The following is a 24,786-nucleotide window of genomic DNA, read 5'->3' as shown; positions in this document are numbered from 1 at the left end:
GGCGAGGTGGATCACCCGGTCGGCGCCGCGCACCGCCTCCGGGGTGCCCCAGCCGGTGGCGAGGTCGCCGTGCACCACCTCGACGCCCGCCGCCCGCAGCGCCTCGGCACGGGGCGAGGGCCGGGCCAGCGCGGTGACGGCGCCGCCGCGCGCGAGGATCAGGCGGGTGAGCCGCCACCCGACGAACCCGGTCGCGCCCGTGACCAGGTAGCGGACGCGGCTCACCACGCGCACCCGATCGGCGGGCCGCAGACGCCCGTCACAGGGCACACCCGTAGATGCGGTACGTCTTGGCGCGCGTGCAGCCCGCCCCGGCCAGGTAGCGGTTGACCGCCCGGTTGTCCTCCAGCGTCCAGCTCAGCTCGGCGCCCCCGTGGTAGCCGCAGGCGGCGATGGCCTCCACCGCGCGGGCGAACAGCACGCTCTCGACACCCCGGCCGCGCAGATGCGGGACGACGCCGAACAGCACCCCCCGCGCCCGGTCGATGCGCCGCGCCGCCAGCGACAGCCGGACCAGCCCGGCGGGCAGGCCGAACCGGCTCAGCCGCCCCCGCGCGGCCGGCAGCGCCTGGTTGAGGTCGGGCAGCACCAGAGCCACCGCGACCGGCTCTCCCGCCACCTCGGCGAGCTGGACGAGCTGCGGCCGCATGGCCCTGCGCAGCCGCCGCGCCACCACCTCGAACTCGGCCTCCGTCATCGGCGTGAACCCCCAGTTGCCGCGCCAGGCCCGGTCGAAGACCCGTTTCACCCGCAGCATGTCGGCCTCGAAGGCGGCCGGGTCGAGGGCGCGCACGGTGAGCCCGTGGCGCCGCTCGGCCCGCCGCGCCACGCCCAGCAGCCGCTCCTCCACCGGCCCGCCGCCCAGCTCCCACGCCCACAGGTCCTTCGCCTTGGCCAGCCCGGACGACTCCAGCAACGCCGGATAGTAGGCCGGGTTGTAGGGCATCATCACGCTCGGCGGCGCCCCGAACCCCTCCACCAGCACCCCGCACTCATCGTTCGTGGTGAAGTTGACCGGCCCCAGCATCGTCTCCAGCCCGCGCCCGCGCAGCCACCGCGCCGCCGCCGTCACCAGCTCGCCCGCGACCGAGGGGTCGTCGGCGCAGGCGAACTGGCCGAAGAACCCGTCGCTCGCGGCGTGGACGGCGTTGTGGCGGGGGTTGTGCACGGCGGCGATCCGGCCCGCGACGCGCCCGCCCCGCCGCACGGTGAACAGCTCGACGTCACCGTAGGCGAAGAACGGGTTGCGCCGCCGGTCGAGCAGCCACCGGCACTCACCGCGCAGCGGTGGCACGAAGTGCGGGTCGCGCCCGTGCAGCAGGTAGGGCAGCTCGACGAACTCCCTGAGCGCGCGCCGGCCGCGTACCGGCTCGGCGAGCGCGCTAGACGGAGGCGAAGACGAGGCTCGCATTGTGGCCCCCGAAGGCGAACGAGTTGGACACGACCGCGCCGGGCCCGAGCGGGCGCGGCCGGCGCACCACGTCGATCTCGCACTCCGGGTCGAGGACGTCGAGGTTGATGGTGGGGTGGACGAGGCGTTCGTGCACGGTCAGCACGCCGGCCACGGCCTCGATCGCCCCCGCCGCGCCGATCGCGTGGCCGAGCACGCTCTTGGTCGAGGTGACCGGCACCTGCCCGGGGCCGAACAGGCGGGCGATCACCTGGGCCTCGGTGACGTCGTTGAGCGGGGTGCCGCTGCCGTGGGCGTTCACGTGCGCCACCTCCTCCGGCCGCAGGCCGGCGTCGTCCAGCGCCTGGCGTACGCACCGCTCCGCGCCCTCGCCCTTGGGGTCGGGCATGGTCAGGTGGTGGGCGTCGGAGGTGCGGCCGTAGCCGGCCAGCTCGGCGTAGACGCGGGCGCCGCGGCGTACGGCGTCGTCGAGGCGTTCCAGCACCACGAACGCCGCGCCCTCGGCCAGCACGAAGCCGTCGCGGGCGGCGTCGAAGGGGCGCGAGGCGCGCTCCGGCTCGGCGGTGCGCTGCGAGAGCGCGCCGCAGCGGTGGAAGGCGAGCAGGATCGTGGGCGTGACGCACGCCTCCGTGCCGCCGGCCACCACCAGGTCGGCCGAGCCGTCGCGGAGCAGGCGCAGCCCCTCGCCGATCGTGTGGCCGCCGGAGGCGCAGGCGGTGGAGACGGTCAGGCTGGGCCCCAGGATCCGGTGGCGCATGCTGACGAAGGCGGCGGCGGCGTTGGGCATGGTGCGCGGGATGTAGAGGGCGGTCGGCCGGGCGTCGCCGGGCTCGGCGTGGCCGAGCAGCGTGGCCTCGGTGGTCTCGGTGCCGCTCAGCGCGGTGCCGGTGACGACCGCGCGGCGCTCGGGCGGGACGTGCGGGCCGCCCGCGTCGGCGAGCGCGTCGAGGGCCGCGAACACGGCCAGCAGCGTCGCGCGGTCCATGCGGCGGGCCTGCTTGCCGCTCACGTAGGGGGAGACGTCGAAGGCGGGCACCTGGCAGGCGAAGCCGACGGGCAGGCCGCCGGCGTCGAAGGAGGTGATGGCGCGCGCGGTGGAACGCCCGTCGACCAGCGTGCCCCAGAACGTGCGCAGGTCGTTTCCGGCCGGGGTGCGCACCCCCAGGCCGGTGACGGCGACGCGGACCCGTCCGCGCATCAGCCGGCCTGGGCCCCGGCGCGGACCAGGGTGGTCACGTCGGCCAGGGTGCGCGCCTGCTTGGCGGTGTCGAGGTCGACCACGAGCTTGAAGCGGTCTTCGCTGGCCGCGGCCAGCTCGGCCATGTCGAGGCTGTCGGCGTCCAGCTCCTCGCGCAGGTCGGTGTCGCGGGTGATGCGCGCCGGGTCCACGGAGAGGATCCGGGCGCAGATGGCGCGGAGCTGGTGGAAGATCTCTTCCTCTGTCATACGTACGTCCTTCGTCGGATGTAGGGGCTCGCCGGGCTGGGGTCGGGGCGCGGGCCGAGGCCGCCGCCCGGCACAAAAGTGCCCGGTCCGGAATGCGCGGTCCGAATGCACGGCCCGGACCGGCGGCGGTTACTCTACTCTTACGTTCGGACACTGTCAGCTACGATCGTCCGATGCGGAGTGAGTCGCCGGAATGCTTCGGACTGAGCCGGAAAGTGAGTGCCGCGTGACCGACCCGTTCGTCAAATGCCGGCTCCCGCAGGAGATCGAGGCGCTGGCCGAGCCCGGCCTCTACCCCTTCTATCTGCCGGTGGAGGAGCGGCCGGGCGGTGGTGAGGCCGTGGTGGAGGGTCGGCGGGTGCTGATGGCCGGGTCCAACGACTATCTGGCGCTGTCGGACGATCCCCGGCTGAAGGAGGCGGGCACGGCGGCGCTGTGCCGGCTGGGCTCGGGCAACTCCGGCTCGCGGGCCCTCAACGGCACGCTGGCCCTGCACCAGCGGCTGGAGCGGGAGCTGGCGGAGTTCCTCGGGCGGCCGGCGGCGATGGTGGTCTCCACCGGCTACCAGGCCAACCTGGCGCTCAGCGCGTTGTTCGGGCCGCGTGACGTGCTGCTGGCCGACCGGCACGCGCACGCCTCGCTGCTCGACGCCGCCCGGCTCGGCCAGGCCCGCCTGCGGCGCTTCCGGCACAACGACATGGCCCAGCTCGGCGCCCTGCTGGAGGAGGCGGGGCCGGAGGAGGGGGTGTTCGTGCTGACCGAGGGCATGTTCTCGGTCGGGGGCGACCTGTGCGACCTGCCGGGCATCGCCAAGCTCGCGGCGCGGCACGGGGCTCGGGTGGTGCTCGACAGCGCGCACGACGCGGGGCTGCTGGGGGCCGGGGGGCGGGGCGCCGCCGAGCACTACGGCCTGGGCGCGGCGGTCGACGTGCAGACGGTGACCTTCTCCAAGTGCTTCGGCACGCTGGGCGGGGCCGTGGCCGGGCCCCGGCACGTCATCGACTACCTGCGGCACACGGCGCGGGCGGCGCTGTTCTCGGCGTCGCTGCCGCCGTCCTGCACGGCGGCGGCGCTGGCCGCGCTCGACATCATCCGTACGGAGCCGCAGCGCCGCCGGGCCGCGTTGTCGGCTGCCGAGCGCCTGCGGTCGGGGCTGGTCGCGATGGGGTTCGCGATCCCGCCGGGCGGCACGCCCACCGTGTCGCTGCGGGTGGGCGACGCGCTGGCGGCCTGCCGGTTCTGGGCGGGGCTGCTGGCGGAGGGGGTGCTGGCCAACGTGATGCTGCCGCCCGGCGTGCCCGAGGGGTCGGCGCTGATCCGCCTGAGCGTCACCGCCGCGCACACCTCCACACAGGTCGACCGGATGCTGGAGGCGGTCGCCACGGTGACCCGCCGCCTCGGTGTTGGGGGCGGCGTCGGGGGCGGCTCGGCGCCGGTGCCCGCCTAGGCATCACGCGGCCCCCATGGCCGGTGGGTCAGCGGCGGCCGTACTTCTTGTGCACGGCCTGTTTGCTCACGCCGATCGCGTCGGCGATCTGCGCCCAGGCCAGCCCCGCCACGCGGGCCCGCCGCACCTGGACCGCCTCCAGACGTTCGATCTCCCGGCGCAACGCGGTGGTGGCGTGCAGGGCGAGCAGCGGGTCGTCGTCCTGAGCCTGTCTCATGAGGGTCGCCAGGTCGTTCGTCATGCACCAAAGGTAATCCAGCGACCGCCCATGGACCTCCTCTGTCGCCAGAGTGCCGGTGGACGGATCGTCACCTGCTCTCGACCGCCATCCGCACGCCCAGCCCGATCAGCACGACGCCGGAGACCTGCTCCAGCCGCCGCTTGACGACGGGCCGGCCCAGCCACTCCCTGGCCTTGGCCACCGCCCAGACGAGCAGGCCGTACCAGACCAGGTCCACCGCCACCCAGACCACGGCCAGCGTCACGAGCGTCACCGTCACGTTCTGCCCGGCCGGGACGAACTGCGGCAGGAACGACATCGCGAACACCGCCGCCTTCGGGTTGGCCAGGCACGTCCCCAGACCGGCCAGGAACGGGGCGCGCAGGCCCGGCAGCGCCTCCCCCTCGGGCACCGGGCCCGCGTCCGCCGTGTGCGCGCCCTTGCGGGCCTGCCACAGCGCCTGGGCGCCCATCACGACGAGCACGGCGGCGCCGGTCACGCGCATGATGTCGTACGCGAGCTGCGAGGCCACGAGCAGGGCCGACAGCCCGAACGCGGCGGCCAGGCCCCACAGCAGGATGCCGATTTCGTTGCCGAGCGTGGCGGCCAGCCCCGAGCCGCGGCCCGCGCGGACGGTCTGGCGCAGGATGATGGCCGTACTGACCCCGGGCGCCATGGCCACCAGGACGCACGCGCCGACGAAAGCGAGAAGGTACATGCCGGGATGCTGACAGACCGGCGTCCAGAAATCGCCCGATTTACCGGCGCCCCCACCGGCCTGCGGCCGGGGGCTCAGCCGTAGAGCTTGCCCAGCTCCGTGACCGCCTCGCTCATCAGGGCCCGCAGCTCCGGCGGGTCGAGCACCTCGACGTCCGCGCCCATGCGCAGCAGCAGCCAGCGCGCGTGCGTGATCGACTCGACCGGCACGGTGAGCGTGAGCCAGCCCTCCGGGTCGGGCTCCCCGGCGGCGGCCAGCGCGGCGCCGACCACGTCCGCGCCCATGGTGTAGGCCAGCAGGTCGCCCCGCCCGGGGGCGAGCTTGATGACGGCCTCGGCGGTGTACATCCGCTCGCGGAACTCCTTGGCGTACGCCCGCCAGAACTCCCCCAGGTCGAACCCCTCCGGCGGCGTGAACCGCCCCGGCAGCGTCTCCAGCGTCAGGATGCGCGCCACCCGGTACGTACGCGGCGAGCCGTCGGGCGGCGCCGCCACCAGGTACCAGGAGCCGCCCTTGAGCACCAGCCCGTACGGGTGGACCACCCGGTCCACCTCCTTGCGGCCCCAGCGCCGGTAGGTCATGTGCAACGGCCGCTGGTCCCACACCGCCTCGGCCACCTCGGTCAGGTGCGGCACGTCGTCGGCCGAGCGGTACCAGCCGGGCACGTCCAGCAGGAAGCGCTCGCGCATCCGGGCGGCGTGGGAGCGCGGCTCGGGCGGCAGCGCGGCGAGCAGCTTCAGCTCCGCGTTGGCCGCCACCTCGGCCAGGCCCAGCTCGGCCGCCGGGCCCGGCAGCCCGGCCAGGAACAGCGAGGACGCCTCCTCGGCCGTCAGCCCGTTGAGCCGGGTGCGGTAGCCGTCGAGCAGCCGGTAGCCGCCCGCGGGGCCGCGGTCGGCGTAGACGGGGACCCCGGCCGCCGACAGCGCCTCGACGTCGCGGTAGACGGTGCGTACCGACACCTCCAGCTCGGCCGCCAACTCGGGCGCGGTCATGTGGCCGCGCGTCTGCAGGAGCAGGAGCAGCGAGAGCAGGCGGCTGGCACGCATGACTCTCATTGTATTCCGCACATATCTCGTGTTTGTATGAACACATGGATCGTGTGCGAGCCATCATGAACACCTTGCGTACGCATGACAGCGTGTCCGTGGCCGAGCTGGCCGTCGAGCACGGCGTCTCGGAGATGACGATCAGGCGCGACCTCGACGAGCTGGCCCAGCAGGGGGTGGTGCGCCGGGTCAGGGGCGGCGCGCTGTCGCTGCTGCTGCGCGGCGAGGAGCCGCCGTTCGGCGTGCGCGAGCAGGAGGCCGTCGAGGCCAAGCGGCGCATCGGCGCGGAGGTGGCCGCGTTGATCGCCGACGGCGAGGCGGTGGTGCTCGACGGCGGCACCACCGTGCTGGAGGTCGCCCGCGCCCTGGTCGACCGGCGCGTGACCGTGCTGCCGCTGGCGCTGCAGGCCGTACGGGTGCTGGCCACCGCGCCACGCGTCCGGCTGGTGCTGCCCGGCGGCGAGGTGCGCAAGGGCGAGCTGAACGTGATGGGCCCGCTCGCCGAGAGCTCGATCAGGGCGCTGCGCTTCGACACGGCGGTGATCGGCTGTTGCGGCCTGTCCGCCGAGCACGGCCTGACCGCGCACGACCTGCCCGAGGTGGCGGTCAAGCAGGCGGCCATCGGCGCGGCGCGGCGCGTGGTCGTGGCGTGCGACTCGGGCAAGTTCACCCGTACGGCGTTCGGCGCGGTGTGCCCGATCGACCGGCTCGACGTGGTGGTGACCGATCCCGGCATCCCCCCGGAGGAGCGCGACGCGCTGGTGGCGGCCGGAGCGCTGGTCAGGGAGGCCGGGTGAGACGCGAGCGCGTCGCCGTCAGCCTGCTGTTCTTCCTGTCCGGCGCGGCCGTGGGCACGTGGACGGCGCGCATCCCGGCCGTCAAGGAGCGCCTGGGGCTCGGCGACGGCGAGTTGAGCCTGGCGCTGCTGGCCATCGCGGCCGGGGCGATGGCGGGGATGACGGCGGTGGGCCGGCTGGTCGACCGCTACGGCAGCAACCGCGTCCTGGTCCCGGCGGCCCTGCTGCAGGGCGTGGTCCTGGTGCCGCCCGCCTACGCCAGGGACCTCGGGACGCTGGCGGTGGCGCTGCTGCTGTTCGGGGTCGTGCACGGCGTCCTCGACGTGGCCATGAACGCCAACGCCGTGGAGGTGGAGCGGGCCCACGGACGGCCGATCATGTCGTCCTTCCACGCCGTCTTCAGCGTCGGCGGGTTCGCCGGGGCGACGGCGGGCGGGCTGTTCGCGCACCACGAGCTGACTCCGGCGGTCACGTTCTGGTCGGCGGGCGCGGTGATCGTGGTGCTGGCGGTGTGGGCGGCGCGCTGGGCTCTGCGTTCCTCCCCCGCTCCGGCGCCCACGGCCGGTGAGCGGGCCCGGCTTCCGAAGGGGACGCTGTTCCTGGGCGTGCTGGCGTTCTCGTGCATGGTGGGCGAGGGGGCCTCGGCCGACTGGAGCTCGGTCTACCTGCGGGAGGACCTGGCGGCCTCGCCGGGCTTCGCCGCCGCCGGTTACGCGGCGTTCTCGATCATGATGACCGCGGGGCGGCTGGCGGGCGATCGTCTGGCCGCCCGGTTCGGGCCGGTGGCGCTGGTGCGCTGCTGCGGGCTGCTCGCGGCGGCCGGGCTGGGGCTGGCGCTGCTGGGCGGGCATCCGGTGGCGGGCGTGCTCGGGTTCGCCTGCTTCGGGGCGGGGCTGTCGTGCATCGTGCCGCAGGTGTTCTCGGCGGCCGGGCACCGTGATCCGGCCTTCGCCGGGCGTGCGTTAGCCCGGGTGGCCTCGATCGGCTACCTGGGCTTTCTGAGCGGGCCGGTGTTCATCGGGGGCGTCGCCGAGTTGGCGGGGCTGCCGCGGGCGCTGGCCATCCCGGCGCTGCTGGCCGCGTTCGTCGCCCTGACGGCGACGGCGCTGCGGGTGCGGGGCGGCTCGGGCTCGCCCACAGCTTCGGCGCCAGGCTCGGGTTCAGGCTCAGGCTCGGGTTCAGGCGAACTGCTGCCAGCCGAGCCTGACCACCATCGCCACCACCACGCATAGCAGCACGATCCGTACGAACGAGGCGCCCCTGCTTGAGCGCCATCCGCGCGCCGAGCTGGGCCCCGGCCACGTTGCACACCGCCATGCCGAGCCCGAGCGCCCACTGCACGTGCCCCTGCGCCCCGAACACCACCAGCGCCCCGACATTGGTCCCGACATTGATGATCTTCGCGGAGGCCGACGCCGAGACGAAGTCCAGCCCGAGGATGGTGGTGAAGGCGATGATGAGGAACGTCCCGGTGCCCGGCCCCATGATGCCGTCGTAGAAGGCGATGCCCACGCCCGCCGTCGCCACCGCCACCCCCACCCTGGGCCCGGTACGCAGGTGCGGGACGGGCACGGCGCCCATCGCCGGGCGTAATGTCACGAACGCGGCCACCGCCAGCAGCACCACCATGACGGCGGGCCGCAGCACGTCGGCCGAGATCGCCGCCGCCGCCCACGCGCCCAGCCCGGCGCTCACCACGGCCAGCGCCGCGCCCGGGATCACCACCTGGCGGTCCACCTTGGTCGAGCGCGTGTACGTCACGGCGGCCGAGGCGGTGCCGAACACCGACGACAGTTTGTTGGTGGCCATCGCCTCGACCGTCGGCATGCCGGTCATCAGGATGGCGGGGAGCTGCAACAGGCCGCCGCCGCCCACGACGGCGTCGACCCACCCCGCTCCGGCCGCCGCGGTCAGCAACACCAGGACCTGCTCCAGCGGCACGCGCCACTCCCCCGAAATCCCCCGAGAAACGTCAAGAGTGTACAAGCCGTGATTTCAGCCGCCCGGCCGCCCCTGCCCCCGTCGAGGGCCCGGCCTGTCCGCACAGGACGCCGACCTACCGGCACAGGACGGAGGTCAGCAACGTCAGAGCGGCCGGCTCGGGGTCCCCGTGGTACGGGGTGAAGGACAGGGCCAGTTGCCGCCTGCCGTCCGCCGAGCTGAACGCCACCGTCGAGTAGCCCCGGGTGCCCCCGCCGTGTCCCCAGGCCAGGCCGCACGGCAGGCTCCCCGCCTCCAGCCCGAGCCCGTACCCCTCGGCCGCCGTCAGGTCCGTCATCTCCTTCAGCAGGGACGGGCGCAGCAGCCTGCCCTGGAACAGGGCGCGGTAGAACCGGTTGAGGTCGGCGGTGGTGGAGATGATCTCGCCCGCCGCCCCGGCCATGGTGGGGTCGAAGCGCGTGACGTCCACGGGGACGCGCGTGCCGTCCCTGGTGACGGGCGCGTACGCGTGCGCGTGCCGGCGCGGCACCTCCGGCGAGGCGCCCGGCAGGGTGGTGTTCCGCAGGCCGAGCGGGCGCAGGATCCGCTCCTTGACCTCCGTCGCGTACGGTCTGCCGGTGACGCGCTCGATCAGCAGGCCGAGCACGATGTAGTTCGTGTTCGAGTAGCCGAACCTGGTCCCCGGCCGGAACTCGGCAGGCTGGCCCTTGACCCGTTCCACCAACTCGCGGGCCGACCAGGTGCGGAAGCGCTCCTTGGGGACACCCCATTCGTCGAACAGGTCCTCGGCGTAGTCGGGGATCCCGCTGGTGTGCTGGAGCAGGTTCCTGACCGTGATGCCCGCGCCCCCGTCCACCAGGCCGGGCAGCCACCGCTCCACTCTGTCGGACAGGCGAAGTTTCCCCTCGCCCACGAGGTCGAGCACGGTGGCCGCCGTGAACGACTTGGTCACGCTCCCGATCCGGAACTTCCCGTCCACCGCCGCCGGACGGGAGCCGCCCATCGTGGCCTTGCCCGCGGTGCCGCGCCAGGTGGTGTTCCCGTCCCTGATCTCGGCGATCGCGGACACCGCGCCGGCGGCGACGATCCCGTCCAGCAGCCCCTGCCAGTCTTCGCGCCCGACCGCCGCCCCGGCCCCGGCCGCGACGGCGGGACCGGCCGCCGTGGCCGCCATGGCCGCCATGGCCACGGCCAGGCAGGCCGCGACGGTCGCTCTGGTGCTGGTCGCCTTCATGTCGTTCCTCCGATCCTGCGGAGCCCGGCCCTCGGGCTCCGACCGCATCAAGATCGGACATGACAGAACGGTCAGGCATCGGAGACCGCACCCACGGCGACCCTGATTTCCGGCCCCTGATCTCCGCCCCCGGGAGGAGACCATGAATGACCGAATGACCGATTCCACCTCCTCCAGCCGGTGGAGCCGGACGTTGGAGTCGATGCTTGCCCGCCGTCTTCAGGAAAGGGAACGCAGGAAGTCTTCGAGGAGGTCGTTGAAGCGGTCCGGACGTTCCATGTTGGGGTAGTGGGCGGTGCCGTCGATCGAGACCGTGCGGCCGTCGGCGACGGTTCGGGCGAGCCGTTCGGCCATGGTGAGGTGGTCGGGTGAGTCGAGGGCGCCGTTGACGGCCAGCACCGGGACGTCGATCTTGGCGATGCGCTCCCAGGTGTCGAGCACCGGGACGAGGTGTTGGGGCTCGCCGACGGTGTGCTTGGACATGGTGTCCCTGGCCAACCGGCGCAGGCGTCCGGCGAACTCCGGGTCGAGGTCGTCCAGGGTCCGGTACGGCCCCGCGGCGAAGAGCATGAACCCCTCGACCGAGGCGTCCAGGTCACCGGCGGCCATCGCCGCGTGCCAGGTGGCCAGGGCCTGGGTGGTCCAGGGGTCGGAGAAGGAGGGCTGGCTGGTCCCCGCGCCGCTGACGACCACGGCGGCCACCAGCTCCGGGTGCTCCAGCGCGGTGTCGACCGCGACGCCCGCCCCCATGGACACCCCGGCCAGGACCGCGGGCCCGGTGTCCAGATGGCGCAGCAGCGCGGCGAGATCGTCGGTGAGCCGGTACGGCCCGGTGGGGTTGGCGGAGCGGCCGTGGCCGCGGGCGTCGGGGGCGATGACGCGGTATCGCGAGGCGAGGATCGGAATCTGGGCGTCCCACATGCGGTGGTCCACGAAGCCGCCGTGCAGGAGGACGAGGGGCCGGCCGGTGCCGGTGTCGAGCCAGAAGAGGTCCTTCATGACAACCAGGGTGTCATTTTTGCGCAAAGATGACAACCTGGGTGTCATCATGGTGAGGTGAACGAGAAGGACTCCGAGCCGGCCGACCGGCTCTCCGAGGTGTTCGACCTGGTGGGCCCGCTGTATCGGCGGGCTTATCGCCAGGTGGAGCAGGACGCGCCCATCGAAGGGCTGTCGGTGGGAGTGCGGGCGGTGCTCAACCTCCTCCTCCGGCACGGGCCCATGACGGTCCCGCAGATGGGCCGGGCGCAGGCGTTGAGCCGCCAGTTCGTCCAGCGCATGATCAACGACGCGGCCGCGCGAGGGCTGGTCGAGTTCGCGCCCAATCCGGCCCACAAGAGGTCCTCGCTCATCCGGCTGACCGAGGAGGGCCGGGCCGCCATCACCACCGTGATCGACCGCGAGCGCGCGGTGCTGCGCCAGGTCGGCGAGGGCCTCACGGACACCGAGGTCGACGCCTGCGTGCGCGTCCTCTCCCGCCTGCTCCGGCACCTCGACGCCATCGACATGGACTGAGCCGGGCTTCCCGCCGTCCGGCGGGCGGGCGGGCCGCGATGCGGTGGCCGGGCAGGAGGGCTTAATCGCCTTGTCCGCCGCGATGCCCGACGGTTAGGCTCCGCACAGCGAACGATCCTTGGAGGAGCGGAGATGCCCGGCCAACCGAGCACGCGCTGACGTCCCCAGGTAACTCCTGACCTGTCACCGCGTGCCGTATCCGACCTGCGGCACAGCGAGCCTTCCCCTGCCCGCGCTCCCCTCGGCGGGCATCGTTCTCAGCGACTTCGAGGAACCTCTGTGCCGTTCGCTCCCCCTGACGTGCCCGCGCGTCCACCCGTGCGAGGCCGTCGATGAACGACCCGCGTCCGCCGAGCCTGTGGCGCGATGACGACTTCCGCCGGCTCTGGGCCGGCCAGACCGCCTCCCAACTGGGGGCTCATGCCTGCCAGGTCATCCTGCCGCTCGTCGCCGTGGTCGCGCTCAATGCCGACCCCCACCAGACCGGCGCCCTGCGCGCCGTCCAGCAGGCGCCGATCCTGCTGCTCTCGCTCCTCGTCGGCGCCTGGGTGGACCGCCGGCGCTCCCGCACCGTGATGGTGCTGGCCGACTCCGGCCGGGCCGTGGTGCTCGCGGTCGTCCCCGCCGCGTACCTCCTCGGCCTGCTGGACATCCCGCTGCTGCTCCTGGTCGCGTTCCTCGTCGGCGTCCTCACCGTGTACTTCGACGTGGCCTACCACGCCTGCCTCGTACGTCTGGTCAGACGCGGGCAGCTCGCCCAGGGCAACAGCGCGCTCGAAGGCAGCGGCTCCGCGGCCCGGATCGCGGCGCCCGCGCTCGGCGGCGCGCTGGTGTCGCTTCTCAGCGCGCCGATCGCCCTCGCGGCGAGCGCGTTCTTCTTCACCCTGTCGTTCCTGTCGATCCAGCGGATCCGCCGTCCCGAGCCGATGCCCGAACCGCCCTCTGCGCGGGAGGCGGGTGTGTGGCGGCAGATCCACGAGGGGCTGCGCCTCGTCGCCGGCAACGCCTCGTTGCGCGCGGTGGGGATCTCCTCGGCGCTCTTCCAGTTCTCCTTCGCCGCGTTCATGACCGTCTACCTGCTGTTCCTGCCGCGTACGCTGCACCTGTCCGGCGTCGCCATCGGGCTGGTGCTGGCGGCGATGGGGCCGGGCGCGCTGGTGGGCTCCGTGCTGGCGGCCACACTGCCCGCGCGGTACGGCTACGGCGTCGTGATGGTGTCCGCCGCGGTGCTCGCCGACGGCGTGATGCTGTGCGTCCCCGCGCTGCACGGCTCGTCCGCGCTCACGGTCGCCGCGCTCATGGCCGTGAACTTCCTGTTCGGCGTCTTCAGCCAGGTGGTGGACGTCACCGTCGTGACGGTACGCCAGGCCATCACCCCCATCCCCCTCCAGGGCCGGGTCGTCGCGACGGTCAACTTCCTCGGCATGGGCCTGACCCCGCTCGGCTCCCTTCTGGGTGGCCATCTCGCCGGCGTGGCCGGGCCGCGGACGAGCCTGCTGCTGGCCGCCGTCGCGCTGGCGCTGTCTCCGCTCTTCATGGCCACGTCCCCGCTCGCCCGCCTGGGCCGGAACCTGCCCGGTACGGCGGACGGCCTCGCCCGGCCGCACTGAGCCCGCGGGTTTTCGGCAGACCGGTCACCTGACAGGTGTCATGACAGGAGAAGTGGTGCACATTGATCATATGAAGATCGGTTTATCGCGAGGCGCCTCGCGACGGCTGTGGACGGTGATCGCGATGGCGGTCACGATCGCCGTGACGACGACTGCACCGTCCCACGCCCGCATGAGCACGGCCACGACGTACCAGATCTGGCACTGGAACATCGGCGGCCACGGCACCCATCTCGGCTCCACGACCAACGGCATCATCCAGGCGATCGGCGGCTCGATCAGCGCCCGCAAGCCCGACTTCGTGTCGGTCAACGAGATGTGCCACAACCAGTACGGCGCGGTGATCGACCACCTGCAGCGGATCGGCTGGCCGCAGAACCCGCTCAACTTCGCCCGCTACGAACGAATGACCCCCGCCGACGACCCGAAATACTGCGCGGGAACGGGCTACGGTGTCGCGATCTTCAGCCGCTTCGCCCTCGGCCCCACCGACCGGTTCACACTTCCGCAGGCCGCCGAGGACAAACAGCGCAAGCTGCTGTGCGCGCCCGTCGCCGCCCTGCCGCACCTGCGGTTCTGCACCACCCACCTCACGTACGTCAAGGACTCCCAGGCGGCGCAGCTCGCCTACGTGCACGACGTCATCGAGCGCTACCGCGCCCAGGGCGACACGGTGCTGATCGCCGGGGACTTCAACCTCCAGCCGCACAGCCCGCTGCTCGACGGCTGGTACTCCCCCACGGTCGACACCGTGAACAACACCGGCAACCGCGGCCGCTATCACGAACTCGACGACCAGGACCCGATCTGCCCCGGCTGGGGAGAGCAGACCACGGAGGGCGGAACCCCGGGCTCGTGCGGCCAGCCGGGCAAGGTGGACCTCGTGTTCGCCGAGGCCGGCAAGCTCACCGGCTACCGGGAGGACTCCCAGCCGATCGGGCACATCTGCGGCGCCAACCGCGACAGGGCCTGCTCCGACCACCGCATCGTCAACGCCTTCGCCTCGGTGACGGTGACAGGCCAGTAGCCCGCGGGCTCCCGCCTCCACCAGGGGGAGCCCGTGCAACGCCACGCCACGGCCCGCACCGCCGCCGTGTGTTCGCGACCCTCCGCGCCCCGGTGCCACTGACCCCCCCGGAATCGGTTCGGATCATTTGACGCGGCCACCTATGGACACGGAGTGCGACTGACCGGATACTCAGCGTGTCAGGTTCATACTCCCTGAGCTCACGTCACCCCCAGCACACGCACCCTCCCACGTGCCGCCTGCTGCCCGGAAGCCGTGCCCAACAGGGAACAGGACAGAAGGAGAAACCATGCAGTCCAAGAAGTCCCTGATCCTGTCCATCACCGCTCTCGCGACGGCGGCGTGCGTGACGGGCGCCGTCGTCGCCGCCCAGGCGTCCACCCCGGTCGCGGCAGCCGCTCACCAAGCGGCGGCCCTGCCTCCCGGCTACCAGCTCGTCACCCTGCCCAACGCCAACGTCCCCAACTTCCAACGCCGCACGCTCCACTGCCCCGGCTCCAAGCGCGTCCTCGGCGGCGGCGCAGAGGCGCGCGGCAACGGGGCCATCCTGGTGGGGTCGTTCCCCACCGACGACGGACGCGGCTGGATCGGCATCGGCCGCCAGATCGGCTACAACGACGTCGGCATCAGCGTCTTCGCCATCTGCGCCGACTGACGACCGCCTGACCGGCCCCCGCCGCTCGACCGTGCGGGGGCCGCGTCGCCCGCCTGACCGCCCGAGCCCCGCCGCGGGACGCGATCCGATACGGTCGGCTTTGACCGCGCGGAGAAGCCTCGGGAACCACACCGAGGCGGGAGCACCCTGAGAAATTTCGTCGAGTGTCCTGGACGGTGTCGAGAATGCGGCGCCGGCTCCGTCCCAGGGACACGAGTGGCCACGACGGGCCGCGCGACGAAAGGGAGAACGACCATGAAATACCTGCTGCTGAAGCACTACCGAGGTGCCCCGGCCCCGGCTTCCGACTGGGCGCCGATGGACCGGTGGACGCCGGAGGAGGTCGACGCGCACATGCAGTACATGCGTGACTTCGCGGCCCGGCTGGAGGAGACGGGCGAGTTCGTCGACAGCCAGGCGCTGGCGCCCGGGGGCGCGTTCGTCCGCTATGACGGCGAGGGGCGGCCGCCGGTGACCGACGGTCCGTTCGCCGAGACGAAAGACCTGATCGCCGGTTGGATGATCATCGACGTGGAGTCCTGGGATCGCGCGGTCCAACTGGCCGGGGAGCTGTCCGCGGCTCCGGGGGCCGGTGGCGAGCCGATCCACGAGTGGCTCGAGGTCCGGCCGTTTCTCACCGAGTCGCACACGGTGACCGATTGAACGACTCGCTGCTGCGGGAGCTCGTACCCGCGGTGATCGGTGTCCTCGTCCGGCGCGGCGCCGATTTCGCGTCGGCCGAGGACGCCGTGCAGGAGGCGCTGATCCGGGCGGTGGACACCTGGCCCGACGACCCACCGCGCGATCCGAAGGGCTGGCTCGTCGCGGTCGCGTGGCGCAAGTTCCTCGACGCCGCCCGTGCCGAGGCGTCGCGGCGGGGCCGGGAACTCGCCGTGGAGGCCGAGCCTCCCGCCGGTCCTGCGCCCGCCACGGATGACACGCTGCGGCTGTACTTCCTGTGCGCGCACCCCACCCTGCCGCAGGCGGCGGCCGTCGCCCTGACGCTGCGCGCGGTGGGCGGCCTGACGACGCGGCAGATCGCGACGGCGTACCTCGTCCCCGAGGCGACCATGGCGCAGCGGATCAGCCGGGCCAAGCGGCGGATCGCTGGGCTGCCGCTCGACCAGCCCGGCGATCTCGGGACGGTGCTGCGCGTGCTCTACCTCGTCTTCAACGAGGGGTACGGCGGAAACGTCGACCTGGCGGCCGAGGCGATCCGCCTGACCCGCCAGCTCGTCGCCCTGACCGGCGAGCCCGAGGTCGCGGGGCTGCTCGCGCTCATGCTGCTGCACCATGCGCGCCGCGTGTCCCGTACCGGCCCGGGTGGCCGCCTGGTGCCGCTCGCCGAGCAGGACCGGTCGCTCTGGGACACCGGCCTGATCGCCGAGGGGGTGGCGATTCTGCAGGGCGCGCTGGCCCGTGACCGGCTGGGCGAATACCAGGCGCAGGCCGCGATCGCCGCCCTGCACGCGGACGCCCGTACGACCTGCGAGACGGACTGGGTGCAGATCGTGGAGTGGTACGACGAACTGCTGCGCCTCACCGGCAGCCCGGTGGTACGGCTCAACCGCGCGGTGGCGGTCGGCGAGGCCGACGGACCGCAGGCCGGTCTGGCGGCGCTGGCCGACGTGCCCCCCGACGTGCCCCGGCACACCGCGGTGACGGCGTACCTGCGCGAACGCGCCGGCGACCTCGAACGCGCCGCCGAGCTGTACGCCGCGGCCGCCCGCGCCGCCACCAGCGTTCCGGAACGCGACCACCTCACCCGAGAGGCCGCCCGCGTACGGCAACCGCCGCGCCCTTGAGCGGACCCCTGCTCATCTCCTTGTCCAGGCGAACGCCGCTTTCCAGCTCGATCACCGCAAGGCACGTGCCCACCACCGACACCTCGGGGTTGTCCGTCCAGGTCTCGGGCTCGCCGGACCAGGTGTCGTAGACGGCGGCGAACATCTCCGCATAGGGCGCCAGCGGCCCGATCTGTTCGGTCCAGGGGATGAAGGGCATCCACTCAGGTTCGGGGAATTGAAGCTGTCCGTCGTTGTCTCCGTAGCGGGCGTACAGGGTGGTGTTGCCCTCGATGTCGACGGCCAGATACCAGTGCCGGAATCCTGCACCACCGAGTCGATCCGTCAGCTCCTTGCCATCGGGGTAAGGGTTGTTCGACCACGTGACGACGCCGACGCCGACCTGCTGGAGGCCGAGATCCTCCGGCTCCCCCTCTCCCGAGGCATGCGGGACGGCGGCGTCGAGCCCAAGCCGGCGCACCGCGTCTCCGACCGTCAGTACGCCATGGTCAGGGAGTGTCACCGTGCACGCCATGTGCTCCCACGGCATCCGGCGAACCAACTCGGCGTAACGCTTCGCGACCTCACTGAACACGGGACGACCAGCTTTCTCGAATGGATCGACTTTGAACTGAGTGATCTCCGCAGCATCAGCGGCGAACACACGTGAAGCCTTCGGGCCGTCTCGGCAAACGAAGCGCTGGCGGTGCGGCTCGTGTCAGGATGCTCGGCATGTCCAGTCGCGCGCTGAGCTTCGGAGAGATCGCGGAAGCCTACGAACGGTTCCGGCCAGGCTATCCCGACGAGCTGTTCGACGTGGTGATGGCCTACGCGGCCCAGCCCGTACGGACCGCTCTGGAAATCGGCGCCGGGACGGGAAAGGCGACCCGGCTGTTCGCTCGACGAGGGGTCGTGGTCACCGCGACCGAGCCCGATGGGGCCATGCTCGCCAAGCTGCGCAAGCACGTCCCGGCGGACGTCAGGACCGTGCGGGCCGCGTTCGAGGACCTGCGACCCGGCGAGCGGTACGGGCTGGTCTACGCGGCCGCGGCGTTGCACTGGACGAGCCCGGAGGATCGGTGGTCCCGCATGGCCACGCTGCTGGAGCCGGGCGGGGTGTTCGCCTCGTTCGGCGGGCCGTTCCATCTGGCCGACCCGGCCGTGGCGGAGGCTGTTCGGGCGGCGCGGTCGCCGTTCTTGGCCGGCGACGAGATCCCGTCCCCGGACGGGACGCCCCCGGAGCAGGCCATGCAGTGGCCGGGTACGGAGCTCCAGCGAGCGGAGTGGTTCGCCGACGTTCGGCAGTGCGTGGTCGAGCGGCGCCTGACGATGAGCGCCCACGACTACCTCGGCTATCTCTCGACCGTCTCGGCCTATCTCATGTTGCCGCCCGTGGCGCGGGAGCAGGTGTTCGGCCGGATCAGGCGGGTGCTGCCCGCGACGGTCGAGATCTCCGCCGACGTCATCGTCCATGTCGCGCGTCGGCGCCGGGAACGGTAACGCCCGGCCGGACCTGGCCCGACTGCTCTCCCCGGCTCGGGGCGTGTGACGTCGGCGGCGATCAGTGTGGGATGGCGTCGATGAGGTCCCGCGCGCCCTGGCGCAGCAGGGCGACGGCCACCGACGTGCCCAGAGTCGCCGGGTCGAGCGGGCCCGCCCATTCGTGGGCGTCCAGGACCGTCTTGCCGTCCGGCGTGAAGACGCGGGCCCGCAGCGACAGACGGCCGTCGCGCTCCGCGCGGGCGTATCCGGCGATCGGGCTGTTGCAGTGCCCCTGGAGGACGTGCAGCAGCATCCTCTCGGACGTGACCTCGCGCCAGGTGTCGGCGTGCCCCAGCCCGGCGACGGCGTCGATGGTCGCCGCGTCGTCCTGCCTGCACTGCAGGGCGAGCACGCCGGCGCCGATGGGCGGGCACATCGTCTCCAGCGACAGCGCCTCGCTGATCCGGCTCCGCATGCCGATCCGCTCCAGCCCGGACACGGCCAGCAGGAGCGCGTCGGCCTGGCCGTCGTCGAGCTTGTCCAGGCGGCGATTGGCGTTGCCGCGCATCGGCACGCACCGCAGGTGCGGGTGGGAGGAGGCGAGCTGGGCGATGCGCCGGACCGACGAGGTGCCGACCCGGGTCCCTTCCGGCAGCTCGTCCAGCGTGAGCCCGCCGGGGTGGACCAGGGCGTCGCGCAGGTCGTCCCGCTTGAGGTAGGCGGCGAACACCGTCCCGGCGGGCAGCGGCCGGTCGGCCGGCACGTCCTTCATGCAGTGCACGGCCACGTCGGCCTGCCCCGCGAGCAGCGCCTCGTCGACCTCCTTGGTGAAGGCGCCCTTCCCGCCGAGCGCCGACAGGGCGCCCTGCCACCTGTCGCCCGAGGTGGTGACCGGGACGACTTCCGTCCGGATGCCGGGGTGCAGCTCGGCTAGCTCGTGGCGGACTCGCTCGACCTGGGCGAGCGCCATGGGGGAGGAACGGGTGACGATGCGGATCAGCTCGGGGACGGCCATGCCTGGCATCGTAGACCGTCACCGCTCCGCCTCGATGAGTAATCCCGATGCCTGCCTCGGAGATGCCGTCGGGCTGTGCGCGTCGGTGCGCTTCGGTGCGCTTCGGTCAGGAAGTGGACAGCGAATGGCCTGGGAACCGGTCAGCCGGAGAGCCGACACTCGGCAGGCTCATCCTGCGACGGCGAACGCCGTGCCGCTGCCGGTGCCGTCGCCGTGCCACCGAGGAAGGCTCATTGATCGTGACTGAACGCGTACGCGTGGCTGTGCTGGCGGGTGGGCCGTCCGCCGAGCACGAGGTCTCGCTGCAGTCGGCGCAGGCCGTGCTCGATGCCCTGCCGAGGGACCTGTACGAGCCCGTCGCCGTCATCATCGACCGGCAGGGCAGGTGGCCGGTGGAGCTGCGACGCGGTCTGGCGGACGTGGTCTTCCCCGTGCTGCACGGCCCGTTCGGCGAGGACGGCGTCGTCCAGGGTCACCTGGAGACGCTGGGCATCCCGTACGTGGGCTGCGGCGTCATGGCCTCCGCCGTGGCCATGAACAAGGTCGCGATGCGCCGCGCCTTCCTGGCGGAGGACATTCCGGTCACCCCACATGTGTGGTTCACCGAGCACGAATGGCGCACCACCACCGACCACTGGGGTCTGGTGAAGTCGCTCGACTGGCCGATGTACGTCAAACCGGCGAGCATGGGCTCCTCCATCGGCATCTCACGGGTCACCTCCATGGAGGAGCTGCGCGCAGGCGTGGATCTGGCGCTGGCCCACGACCGGGTGGTCATCGTCGAGCAGGGCGTGACCGCGCGCGAGATCATCTGCGGCGTGCTCGGCGGCTATGACGCTCCGGACGCCTCGGTGCCGGGCGAGCTCATCGTGCCCGGCGACTGGCTCGACTATGAGGCCAAGTACCTCAGCCGGGCCGAGATCGCCGCCATCCCCGCCGTGCTGCCGGAACGGGTCGCCGAGGACGTGCGCGAGCTGGCCCTGCGCGCCTTCCGGGCGATCGGCGGCTACGGCCTGTCCCGTGCCGACTTCCTCTATGAGGAGGACACCGGACGCCTGTTCGTGCTGGAGATCAACACCATGCCCGGCTTCACCTCCCGTTCCGTCTACGCCAGGGCCTGGGCCGCGAGCGGTGTCCCGTACCCGGACCTGCTGCGCCGCCTCATCGACCTCGCGTTCGCCAGGAGCGGCTCGTGATCCCCATGACGCTGGACAGGATCGCGCGGGTCGTCGGCGCGCGCCTGTGTGACGTGCGCGACCCGCAGGCGCTGGTGACGGCGCCCTCGGCGGTCGACTCGCGCGAGGTGGCGCCTGGCGGCCTGTTCGCCGCGACGGTCGGCGCCCGCGTCGACGGTCACGACTGACCGGCCCGAGCCGTCGCGGGCGGCGCCGTCGCCGTGCTGGCCGCGAGGCCCGTCGGCGTGCCCGCCCTCGTGGTCGAGGACGTCCAGCTCGCGATCGGCCTGCTGGCCAGGCACCTGCTCGAGCACATCAGCCCGACCGTGATCGGCCTGACCGGCTCCGTGGGCAAGACGACGACCAAGGACCTGCTGGCCCAGGTGCTCGAACGGCATGCCGCGACGGTCGCCACCGACAGGTCGTTCAACAACGAGCTGGGGCTGCCGCTCACCGTGCTGCGCGCCGATGCCACCACCCGATACCTGGTGCTGGAAATGGGCGCGGGCCGGAAGGGCGATCTGACGTACCTGACCGGGCTCGCGCCGCCCCAGGTCGGGCTGGTGCTCAATGTCGGCACCGCGCATGTGGAGCGCATGGGAACCGGGCCGGCCGACGTGGCCGAGGCCAAGGGCGAGCTGGTCGAGGCGCTCGCGGCGGACGGGTTCGCGCTGCTGAACGCCGACGACCCCTACGTCAGGGGCATGGCCGGCCGCACCAGGGCCCCGATCCTGTGGTACGGCAGGTCGGCGCGGGCGCAGGTGCGAGCGGAAGAGGTGCGGATGGCCGACCGCGCGCGAACCGCGTTCGAGTTGGTGACGCCCGCCGGCCGCGCCCCGGTCGGACTCGACCTCATAGGCGAGCACCAGGTGGGCAACGCCCTGGCCGCCGCCGCCGTCGCCACCGTACTCGGCCTGGGCGTCGCCGAGATCGCCGACGGCCTGAACGCCGCCCGGCGGCGCTCCGCGGGCCGGCTGGAGATCGTCGAACGACCTGACGGCATCACCATCGTCAACGACGCCTACAACGCCAACCCCGAATCCATGCGGGCCGGGCTGCGGGCGGCGAGGGCTCTGGCCGGCGCCCGTCGTACCGTGGCCGTGCTCGGCGCGATGGGGCAGCAGGCGGACGCCTCCCGCGCCCGGCACGCGGAGATGGGCCGGCTCGTCGCCGACCTCCGCTTCGACGTGCTGATCGCGGTCGGAGCAGGGGATCCGCTCGCGATGGCGCAGGCGGCGGAGTCCTCGGACCAGGGCGTGGCCGTCCACGCCGCCGAGGACGTGGCCGGGGCGCTCAGGCTGGCCACCGCGCTTGTCGAACCGGGAGACGTGGTGTTCGTCAAGGCGTCCAGCGAGATCGGGCTCGGCGCCTTCGCCCGTGCGCTGGCCGACGCCTGACCTCGGCTCGCACACACTCGGCATACACAGGAAACGGAGTCCCATGCGTACTATCGGTCTCATCGGCGGGTTGAGCTGGGAGTCGACGGTGATCTACTACCAGATCATCAACCAGCGCGTACGCGAGCGGCTCGGCGGCAGCCATTCCGCCAACAGCCTCATCTGGTCGGTCGACTACACGACCGTCGAGGACCTCATCTTCGCCGACCGCTGGGACGAGGTGAGTACGCTGCTGACCGGTGCGGGCGGGAAGCTGGCGGATCTCGGCGCCGACCTCCTGCTCATCTGCAGCAACACCTTCAACCGGGTGAGCGACGACGTCGAGCGGGCCGTGAGCGTGCCCGTGCTGCACATCACCGACGCCCTGGGCGCCGAGATCCGCGCCAGGGGCATGCGCAAGGTCGGTCTGCTGGGCACTCACTTCACCATGGAGGGGCCCTTCTACCGGGATCGGCTGGCCGCCCACGGCTTCGACGTGGTCGTCCCGCGGCGCGAGCAGCGGGAACTGGTCCATCGCGTGATCTTCGACGAGCTGGTGCGCGGGGTGCTCCGGGAGTCGTCCAGGGACGCGTACGCCCGGATCATCAATGACTTCGCGGACGACGGCGCCGAAGGCGTCATCCTCGGCTGCACGGAGATCGAGCTGCTGATCGGCGAGAAGGACAGCGCCCTCCCGGTGCTGCCGAGCGCTCGACTGCACGCCGAGGCGGCGGTCGGCTTCGCGCTCGCCGACTGACGGACCCTCGGTCGCGTTCGCTCACAGGTCGGGCCGGTACGCCGGTGCGCCCGTGCCGTACAGCTCCCGGTGCCACAGGTCGGCGCAGACGCGTTCGAGGCCGGCCGTCAGATGGCGGCGGTAGGTGGTGAAGGGGAGGCCGAGCCGTTCCGCGGCCAGCTCCTGGGTGGGCGCGCCGTGAAGGAACGTGACGGACAGCGCCCGGTGGAACTTGACCGCCCGCGGATCCTCACGCAGGTCGTCGATCGCCTGGCGGAGCAGGTCACCCAGTGCCGTGGCCGGGTTCTGCCCGGCCCGCTCGGCGATCAGCCTGGTACGCGTCAGCGGGGAGGCGGCCAGCGCGTCCGGCCGCGACACCTGGCGCAACGCCTTGCGCACCGCCTCGGCGAACTCCGCCCGCGACAGCACCGCCAGCTCCGCCGTCGCGGCGCTCGGGCCGCCGGCGGGCCCCGCGACGAGCAGTCGGCTCATCCGCTCCAGCCACGCCCGCACCGGCACCGCCCGCCAGTCATGAGCGAACAGGGCGTACGCGTCATCCCCCGGCCACGGCCGCTCGGAGATGTCACGCATCCCGTAACGCCGCCGCAGACGCTCCACCCACGCCGGGTCCGGATGCCGCATCTCGATGTACGACCAGGCCATCCGCTCGGACCGCAGACAATTGCCGATCACTCGCCACTGGATCAGATCCGTCACCGGCGAGTTCCCGCGATAGGGCGGCAGCACCCACTGCCGGCCGACCGCCACATGTTCACCGGCCCGCAACGGCGTGGTGGCACGCGCGTGCGCCCATGCCCTGGCCACGAGGGGGTCGGCCGTCAGCTCCTCCTCATCGGGTTCCGCCAGCCGCAACCACGCGGAGAAGGCCACGGGCTCGCCGGTCTCGGCCCGCCGGTACAGCCGGAACGCCGCCGACCGACGTTCCGCCCAGAAGGCGGCGCGGGCCGCCGACGCCGCGCCCTCCGCCGCCGTCGCCACCCGGAGCAACGTGCCCACGTCCTCCTCCCGCAGCGCCTCCTCCCGGAACTCGCCCTCGTCGTGGCGACCGTGGAAACCGGCCGGCGCCGCGTTGTCGCGATGCAGGTGGAGCAGCGCCGCCACCGCGCCGGGCACGTCCGCATCGCTCGCCGTACGCACCCTGTCCGCCAGATGCGCATGAATGCGGTCGTGCATCACCGCGTACCCCTCGGGATCCCGCCATCGCAGGTCCGCCTCCAGCACCTCCCGCACCACGCCATGCGGGAACAGCCCGAGGCTGTTCGACTCCACGAACGGCAGCCGCCGCAACCACCGGAACAACGTCCCGGCGTCCTGTGGCAAGACCGCCCGCAGCAGGTCCTCCGTCGTCGTGTACGCATGCGCGCAGATCTCCAGAGCACGCCGATGCGCCGCCGAAGGCAGCTCGCCCACCAGGTGATCCAGCAGCGTGGCCACCACGCCCTGATCCGGCGTCCACCGCCGGCCGACCCCGCCGTCCTTCACCGCCACGGCCGCCCCCAGCAGCAGCGCCAGCGGATGACCACCGGCGAAGGCCAGCAGCGGCTCGCGCGACTCGGCCGGCGTCCCTGAGGAGTCCATCAGGGCCCGTGCGTCTCCGGCTCGCAGGCCGCGCAGCGGCAGCACCTCCAGCGCCCCCGCCCATCCGGGATCCGCCCGCCACCGCAGGTCCGGCGGGTACCGCCCCGCGATCACCACCAGCGCCCCCATAGGCAGCCGTGGCAGGAACCGCTCGCGCAGCCATCCCTCCAGGCCCTGGATTCGTTCGAAGTCGTCGACCAGCAGCACCGCGTCCGCGTCGCGAAGCACCGGCCCGGCCTCAGCCTCGAACGCCGCCGCCGACGGCTCCGCCGTGCGCCCGTCCACGATGCTCCCCACCATGCTCCCGTCCACCATGGACACCGGCCGCCCCGCCAGCGCGGCCTCGTGAGCGAACCGCCGCAACAAGGCCGACTTCCCGATGCCGCCGGGACCGTGCACGTACAGAACGCTGCAGCCGCCGCCGTACAACGCCGCGTTGAAAGCCGCCAGCTCTTCCTCCCGCCCCACGAACGCCGTCTCGCGCGCCGCTCGCAGGCGCCGTCCCAGCGATCCGGACGCGTTGTCACTCCCCGACGACAAACCCCTGCCCTC

26 protein-coding genes and 1 pseudogene are annotated in these 24,786 nt (G+C 72.7%); 14 read left to right on the top strand and 13 right to left on the bottom strand.

The window, feature by feature from the left end; genetic code table 11:
* The 4 genes from ABD844_RS30480 to ABD844_RS30465 form a co-directional block, all read right to left on the bottom strand.
* On the bottom strand, positions 1–225 hold a 225-nt coding region (locus tag ABD844_RS30480), incomplete at its 3' end, for an NAD(P)H-binding protein (RefSeq protein WP_344885778.1).
* Between the two features lie 34 nt (positions 226–259).
* Complete coding sequence (locus ABD844_RS30475) at positions 260–1,411, bottom strand: hypothetical protein (RefSeq protein ID WP_344885775.1); 1,152 nt, start codon at positions 1,409–1,411, stop codon at positions 260–262.
* Positions 1,383–2,609: a beta-ketoacyl-[acyl-carrier-protein] synthase family protein gene (locus tag ABD844_RS30470; protein WP_344885772.1), complete on the bottom strand. Its 1,227-nt coding sequence runs from the start codon at positions 2,607–2,609 to the stop codon at positions 1,383–1,385. The genes ABD844_RS30475 and ABD844_RS30470 overlap by 29 nt, the downstream gene beginning before the upstream one ends.
* Entirely contained in the window at positions 2,609–2,857 is a 249-nt protein-coding gene (locus tag ABD844_RS30465; protein ID WP_344885768.1) for an acyl carrier protein, read from the bottom strand. Before ABD844_RS30465 ends, ABD844_RS30470 begins: the two co-directional genes overlap by 1 nt.
* A gap of 226 nt (positions 2,858–3,083) precedes the next feature.
* On the opposite strand from ABD844_RS30465, the gene ABD844_RS30460 reads away from it, so the two are divergent.
* On the top strand, positions 3,084–4,304 hold the full coding sequence (locus ABD844_RS30460; protein WP_344885764.1) for an aminotransferase class I/II-fold pyridoxal phosphate-dependent enzyme: 1,221 nt from the start codon (positions 3,084–3,086) through the stop codon (positions 4,302–4,304).
* A 28-nt stretch (positions 4,305–4,332) separates the two neighbouring features.
* Here ABD844_RS30460 and ABD844_RS30455 read toward each other — a convergent pair whose 3' ends face one another.
* From ABD844_RS30455 to ABD844_RS30445, 3 genes are all read right to left on the bottom strand, one after another.
* Positions 4,333–4,545: a hypothetical protein gene (locus tag ABD844_RS30455; protein ID WP_080040151.1), complete on the bottom strand. Its 213-nt coding sequence runs from the start codon at positions 4,543–4,545 to the stop codon at positions 4,333–4,335.
* 67 nt (positions 4,546–4,612) lie between these two features.
* Positions 4,613–5,242, bottom strand: coding sequence for a LysE family translocator (locus tag ABD844_RS30450; protein ID WP_344885757.1), 630 nt, complete (start codon positions 5,240–5,242; stop codon positions 4,613–4,615).
* A gap of 74 nt (positions 5,243–5,316) precedes the next feature.
* Positions 5,317–6,288: a helix-turn-helix transcriptional regulator gene (locus ABD844_RS30445; RefSeq protein ID WP_344885754.1), complete on the bottom strand. Its 972-nt coding sequence runs from the start codon at positions 6,286–6,288 to the stop codon at positions 5,317–5,319.
* A gap of 44 nt (positions 6,289–6,332) precedes the next feature.
* On the opposite strand from ABD844_RS30445, the gene ABD844_RS30440 reads away from it, so the two are divergent.
* Both ABD844_RS30440 and ABD844_RS30435 read left to right on the top strand, forming a co-directional pair.
* Entirely contained in the window at positions 6,333–7,085 is a 753-nt protein-coding gene (locus tag ABD844_RS30440) for a DeoR/GlpR family DNA-binding transcription regulator (RefSeq protein WP_344885751.1), read from the top strand.
* Positions 7,082–8,317, top strand: coding sequence for an MFS transporter (locus tag ABD844_RS30435; RefSeq protein ID WP_344885748.1), 1,236 nt, complete (start codon positions 7,082–7,084; stop codon positions 8,315–8,317). Before ABD844_RS30440 ends, ABD844_RS30435 begins: the two co-directional genes overlap by 4 nt.
* Here ABD844_RS30435 and ABD844_RS30430 read toward each other — a convergent pair.
* From ABD844_RS30430 to ABD844_RS30420, 3 genes and pseudogenes are all read right to left on the bottom strand, one after another.
* A pseudogene (locus tag ABD844_RS30430) lies at positions 8,264–9,026 on the bottom strand (TSUP family transporter). The gene ABD844_RS30435 and the pseudogene ABD844_RS30430 sit on opposite strands and share 54 nt — an antisense overlap.
* Before the next feature lie 115 nt (positions 9,027–9,141).
* Entirely contained in the window at positions 9,142–10,260 is a 1,119-nt protein-coding gene (locus tag ABD844_RS30425; protein ID WP_344885745.1) for a serine hydrolase domain-containing protein, read from the bottom strand.
* 219 nt (positions 10,261–10,479) lie between these two features.
* A complete protein-coding gene (locus ABD844_RS30420) occupies positions 10,480–11,259 on the bottom strand; it encodes an alpha/beta fold hydrolase (RefSeq protein WP_344885742.1) in 780 nt (259 codons plus the stop codon).
* Positions 11,260–11,316: 57 nt separating this feature from the next.
* Between ABD844_RS30420 and ABD844_RS30415 the strand changes: the two genes are divergently transcribed.
* The 6 genes from ABD844_RS30415 to ABD844_RS30390 all read left to right on the top strand — a co-directional run bounded on the left by ABD844_RS30415 (position 11,317) and on the right by ABD844_RS30390 (position 16,872).
* Positions 11,317–11,775 carry a MarR family winged helix-turn-helix transcriptional regulator gene (locus tag ABD844_RS30415; protein ID WP_344885739.1) on the top strand — a complete coding sequence of 153 codons (459 nt, stop codon included), beginning with the start codon at positions 11,317–11,319 and terminating at the stop codon, positions 11,773–11,775.
* Positions 11,776–12,107: 332 nt separating this feature from the next.
* Positions 12,108–13,385 carry an MFS transporter gene (locus ABD844_RS30410; RefSeq protein ID WP_344885736.1) on the top strand — a complete coding sequence of 426 codons (1,278 nt, stop codon included), beginning with the start codon at positions 12,108–12,110 and terminating at the stop codon, positions 13,383–13,385.
* A gap of 70 nt (positions 13,386–13,455) precedes the next feature.
* The gene (locus ABD844_RS30405) at positions 13,456–14,412 is read left to right on the top strand and encodes an endonuclease/exonuclease/phosphatase family protein (RefSeq protein WP_344885733.1); all 957 of its coding nucleotides are present in this window, start codon (positions 13,456–13,458) and stop codon (positions 14,410–14,412) included.
* 289 nt (positions 14,413–14,701) lie between these two features.
* Positions 14,702–15,067: a hypothetical protein gene (locus tag ABD844_RS30400; RefSeq protein ID WP_344885730.1), complete on the top strand. Its 366-nt coding sequence runs from the start codon at positions 14,702–14,704 to the stop codon at positions 15,065–15,067.
* Between the two features lie 255 nt (positions 15,068–15,322).
* Positions 15,323–15,730 (top strand): YciI family protein, encoded by a 408-nt coding sequence (locus ABD844_RS30395; protein ID WP_344885727.1) that lies wholly within the window; start codon positions 15,323–15,325, stop codon positions 15,728–15,730.
* On the top strand, positions 15,727–16,872 hold the full coding sequence (locus ABD844_RS30390) for an RNA polymerase sigma factor (RefSeq protein ID WP_344885724.1): 1,146 nt from the start codon (positions 15,727–15,729) through the stop codon (positions 16,870–16,872). Before ABD844_RS30395 ends, ABD844_RS30390 begins: the two co-directional genes overlap by 4 nt.
* Here ABD844_RS30390 and ABD844_RS30385 read toward each other — a convergent pair.
* A complete protein-coding gene (locus tag ABD844_RS30385) occupies positions 16,829–17,515 on the bottom strand; it encodes a hypothetical protein (protein WP_344885722.1) in 687 nt (228 codons plus the stop codon). The genes ABD844_RS30390 and ABD844_RS30385 overlap by 44 nt on opposite strands.
* A gap of 68 nt (positions 17,516–17,583) precedes the next feature.
* Here ABD844_RS30385 and ABD844_RS30380 point away from each other — a divergent pair, with 68 nt between their 5' ends.
* Positions 17,584–18,351 carry a class I SAM-dependent methyltransferase gene (locus tag ABD844_RS30380; RefSeq protein ID WP_344885719.1) on the top strand — a complete coding sequence of 256 codons (768 nt, stop codon included), beginning with the start codon at positions 17,584–17,586 and terminating at the stop codon, positions 18,349–18,351.
* 61 nt (positions 18,352–18,412) lie between these two features.
* Here the strand turns inward: ABD844_RS30380 and hemC are convergent, their stop codons facing one another.
* A complete protein-coding gene (gene hemC / locus ABD844_RS30375) occupies positions 18,413–19,348 on the bottom strand; it encodes a hydroxymethylbilane synthase (protein WP_344885716.1) in 936 nt (311 codons plus the stop codon).
* A gap of 239 nt (positions 19,349–19,587) precedes the next feature.
* On the opposite strand from hemC, the gene ABD844_RS30370 reads away from it, so the two are divergent.
* Genes ABD844_RS30370 through ABD844_RS30355 form a run of 4 tightly spaced genes read left to right on the top strand, consistent with a single transcriptional unit; the run spans position 19,588 to position 22,656 of the window.
* A complete protein-coding gene (locus ABD844_RS30370; protein WP_344885785.1) occupies positions 19,588–20,544 on the top strand; it encodes a D-alanine--D-alanine ligase family protein in 957 nt (318 codons plus the stop codon).
* A complete protein-coding gene (locus ABD844_RS30365; RefSeq protein ID WP_344885713.1) occupies positions 20,541–20,711 on the top strand; it encodes a hypothetical protein in 171 nt (56 codons plus the stop codon). Before ABD844_RS30370 ends, ABD844_RS30365 begins: the two co-directional genes overlap by 4 nt.
* 33 nt (positions 20,712–20,744) lie before the next feature.
* Positions 20,745–21,920 carry a UDP-N-acetylmuramoyl-tripeptide--D-alanyl-D-alanine ligase gene (locus tag ABD844_RS30360; RefSeq protein WP_425568690.1) on the top strand — a complete coding sequence of 392 codons (1,176 nt, stop codon included), beginning with the start codon at positions 20,745–20,747 and terminating at the stop codon, positions 21,918–21,920.
* Positions 21,921–21,963: 43 nt separating this feature from the next.
* Positions 21,964–22,656: an aspartate/glutamate racemase family protein gene (locus tag ABD844_RS30355; RefSeq protein ID WP_344885710.1), complete on the top strand. Its 693-nt coding sequence runs from the start codon at positions 21,964–21,966 to the stop codon at positions 22,654–22,656.
* A 21-nt stretch (positions 22,657–22,677) separates the two neighbouring features.
* On the opposite strand, the gene ABD844_RS30350 is transcribed toward ABD844_RS30355, so the two are convergent.
* The gene (locus ABD844_RS30350; RefSeq protein ID WP_344885707.1) at positions 22,678–24,774 is read right to left on the bottom strand and encodes an AAA family ATPase; all 2,097 of its coding nucleotides are present in this window, start codon (positions 24,772–24,774) and stop codon (positions 22,678–22,680) included.
* Positions 24,775–24,786 lie beyond the last annotated feature (12 nt).

The sequence above is a fragment of the Nonomuraea antimicrobica genome (assembly GCF_039536965.1).
GTDB lineage: Bacteria > Actinomycetota > Actinomycetes > Streptosporangiales > Streptosporangiaceae > Nonomuraea > Nonomuraea antimicrobica.
The sequence above is the reverse complement of the archived record's forward strand: the minus strand, read 5'-3'. Positions and strand labels throughout refer to the sequence as shown.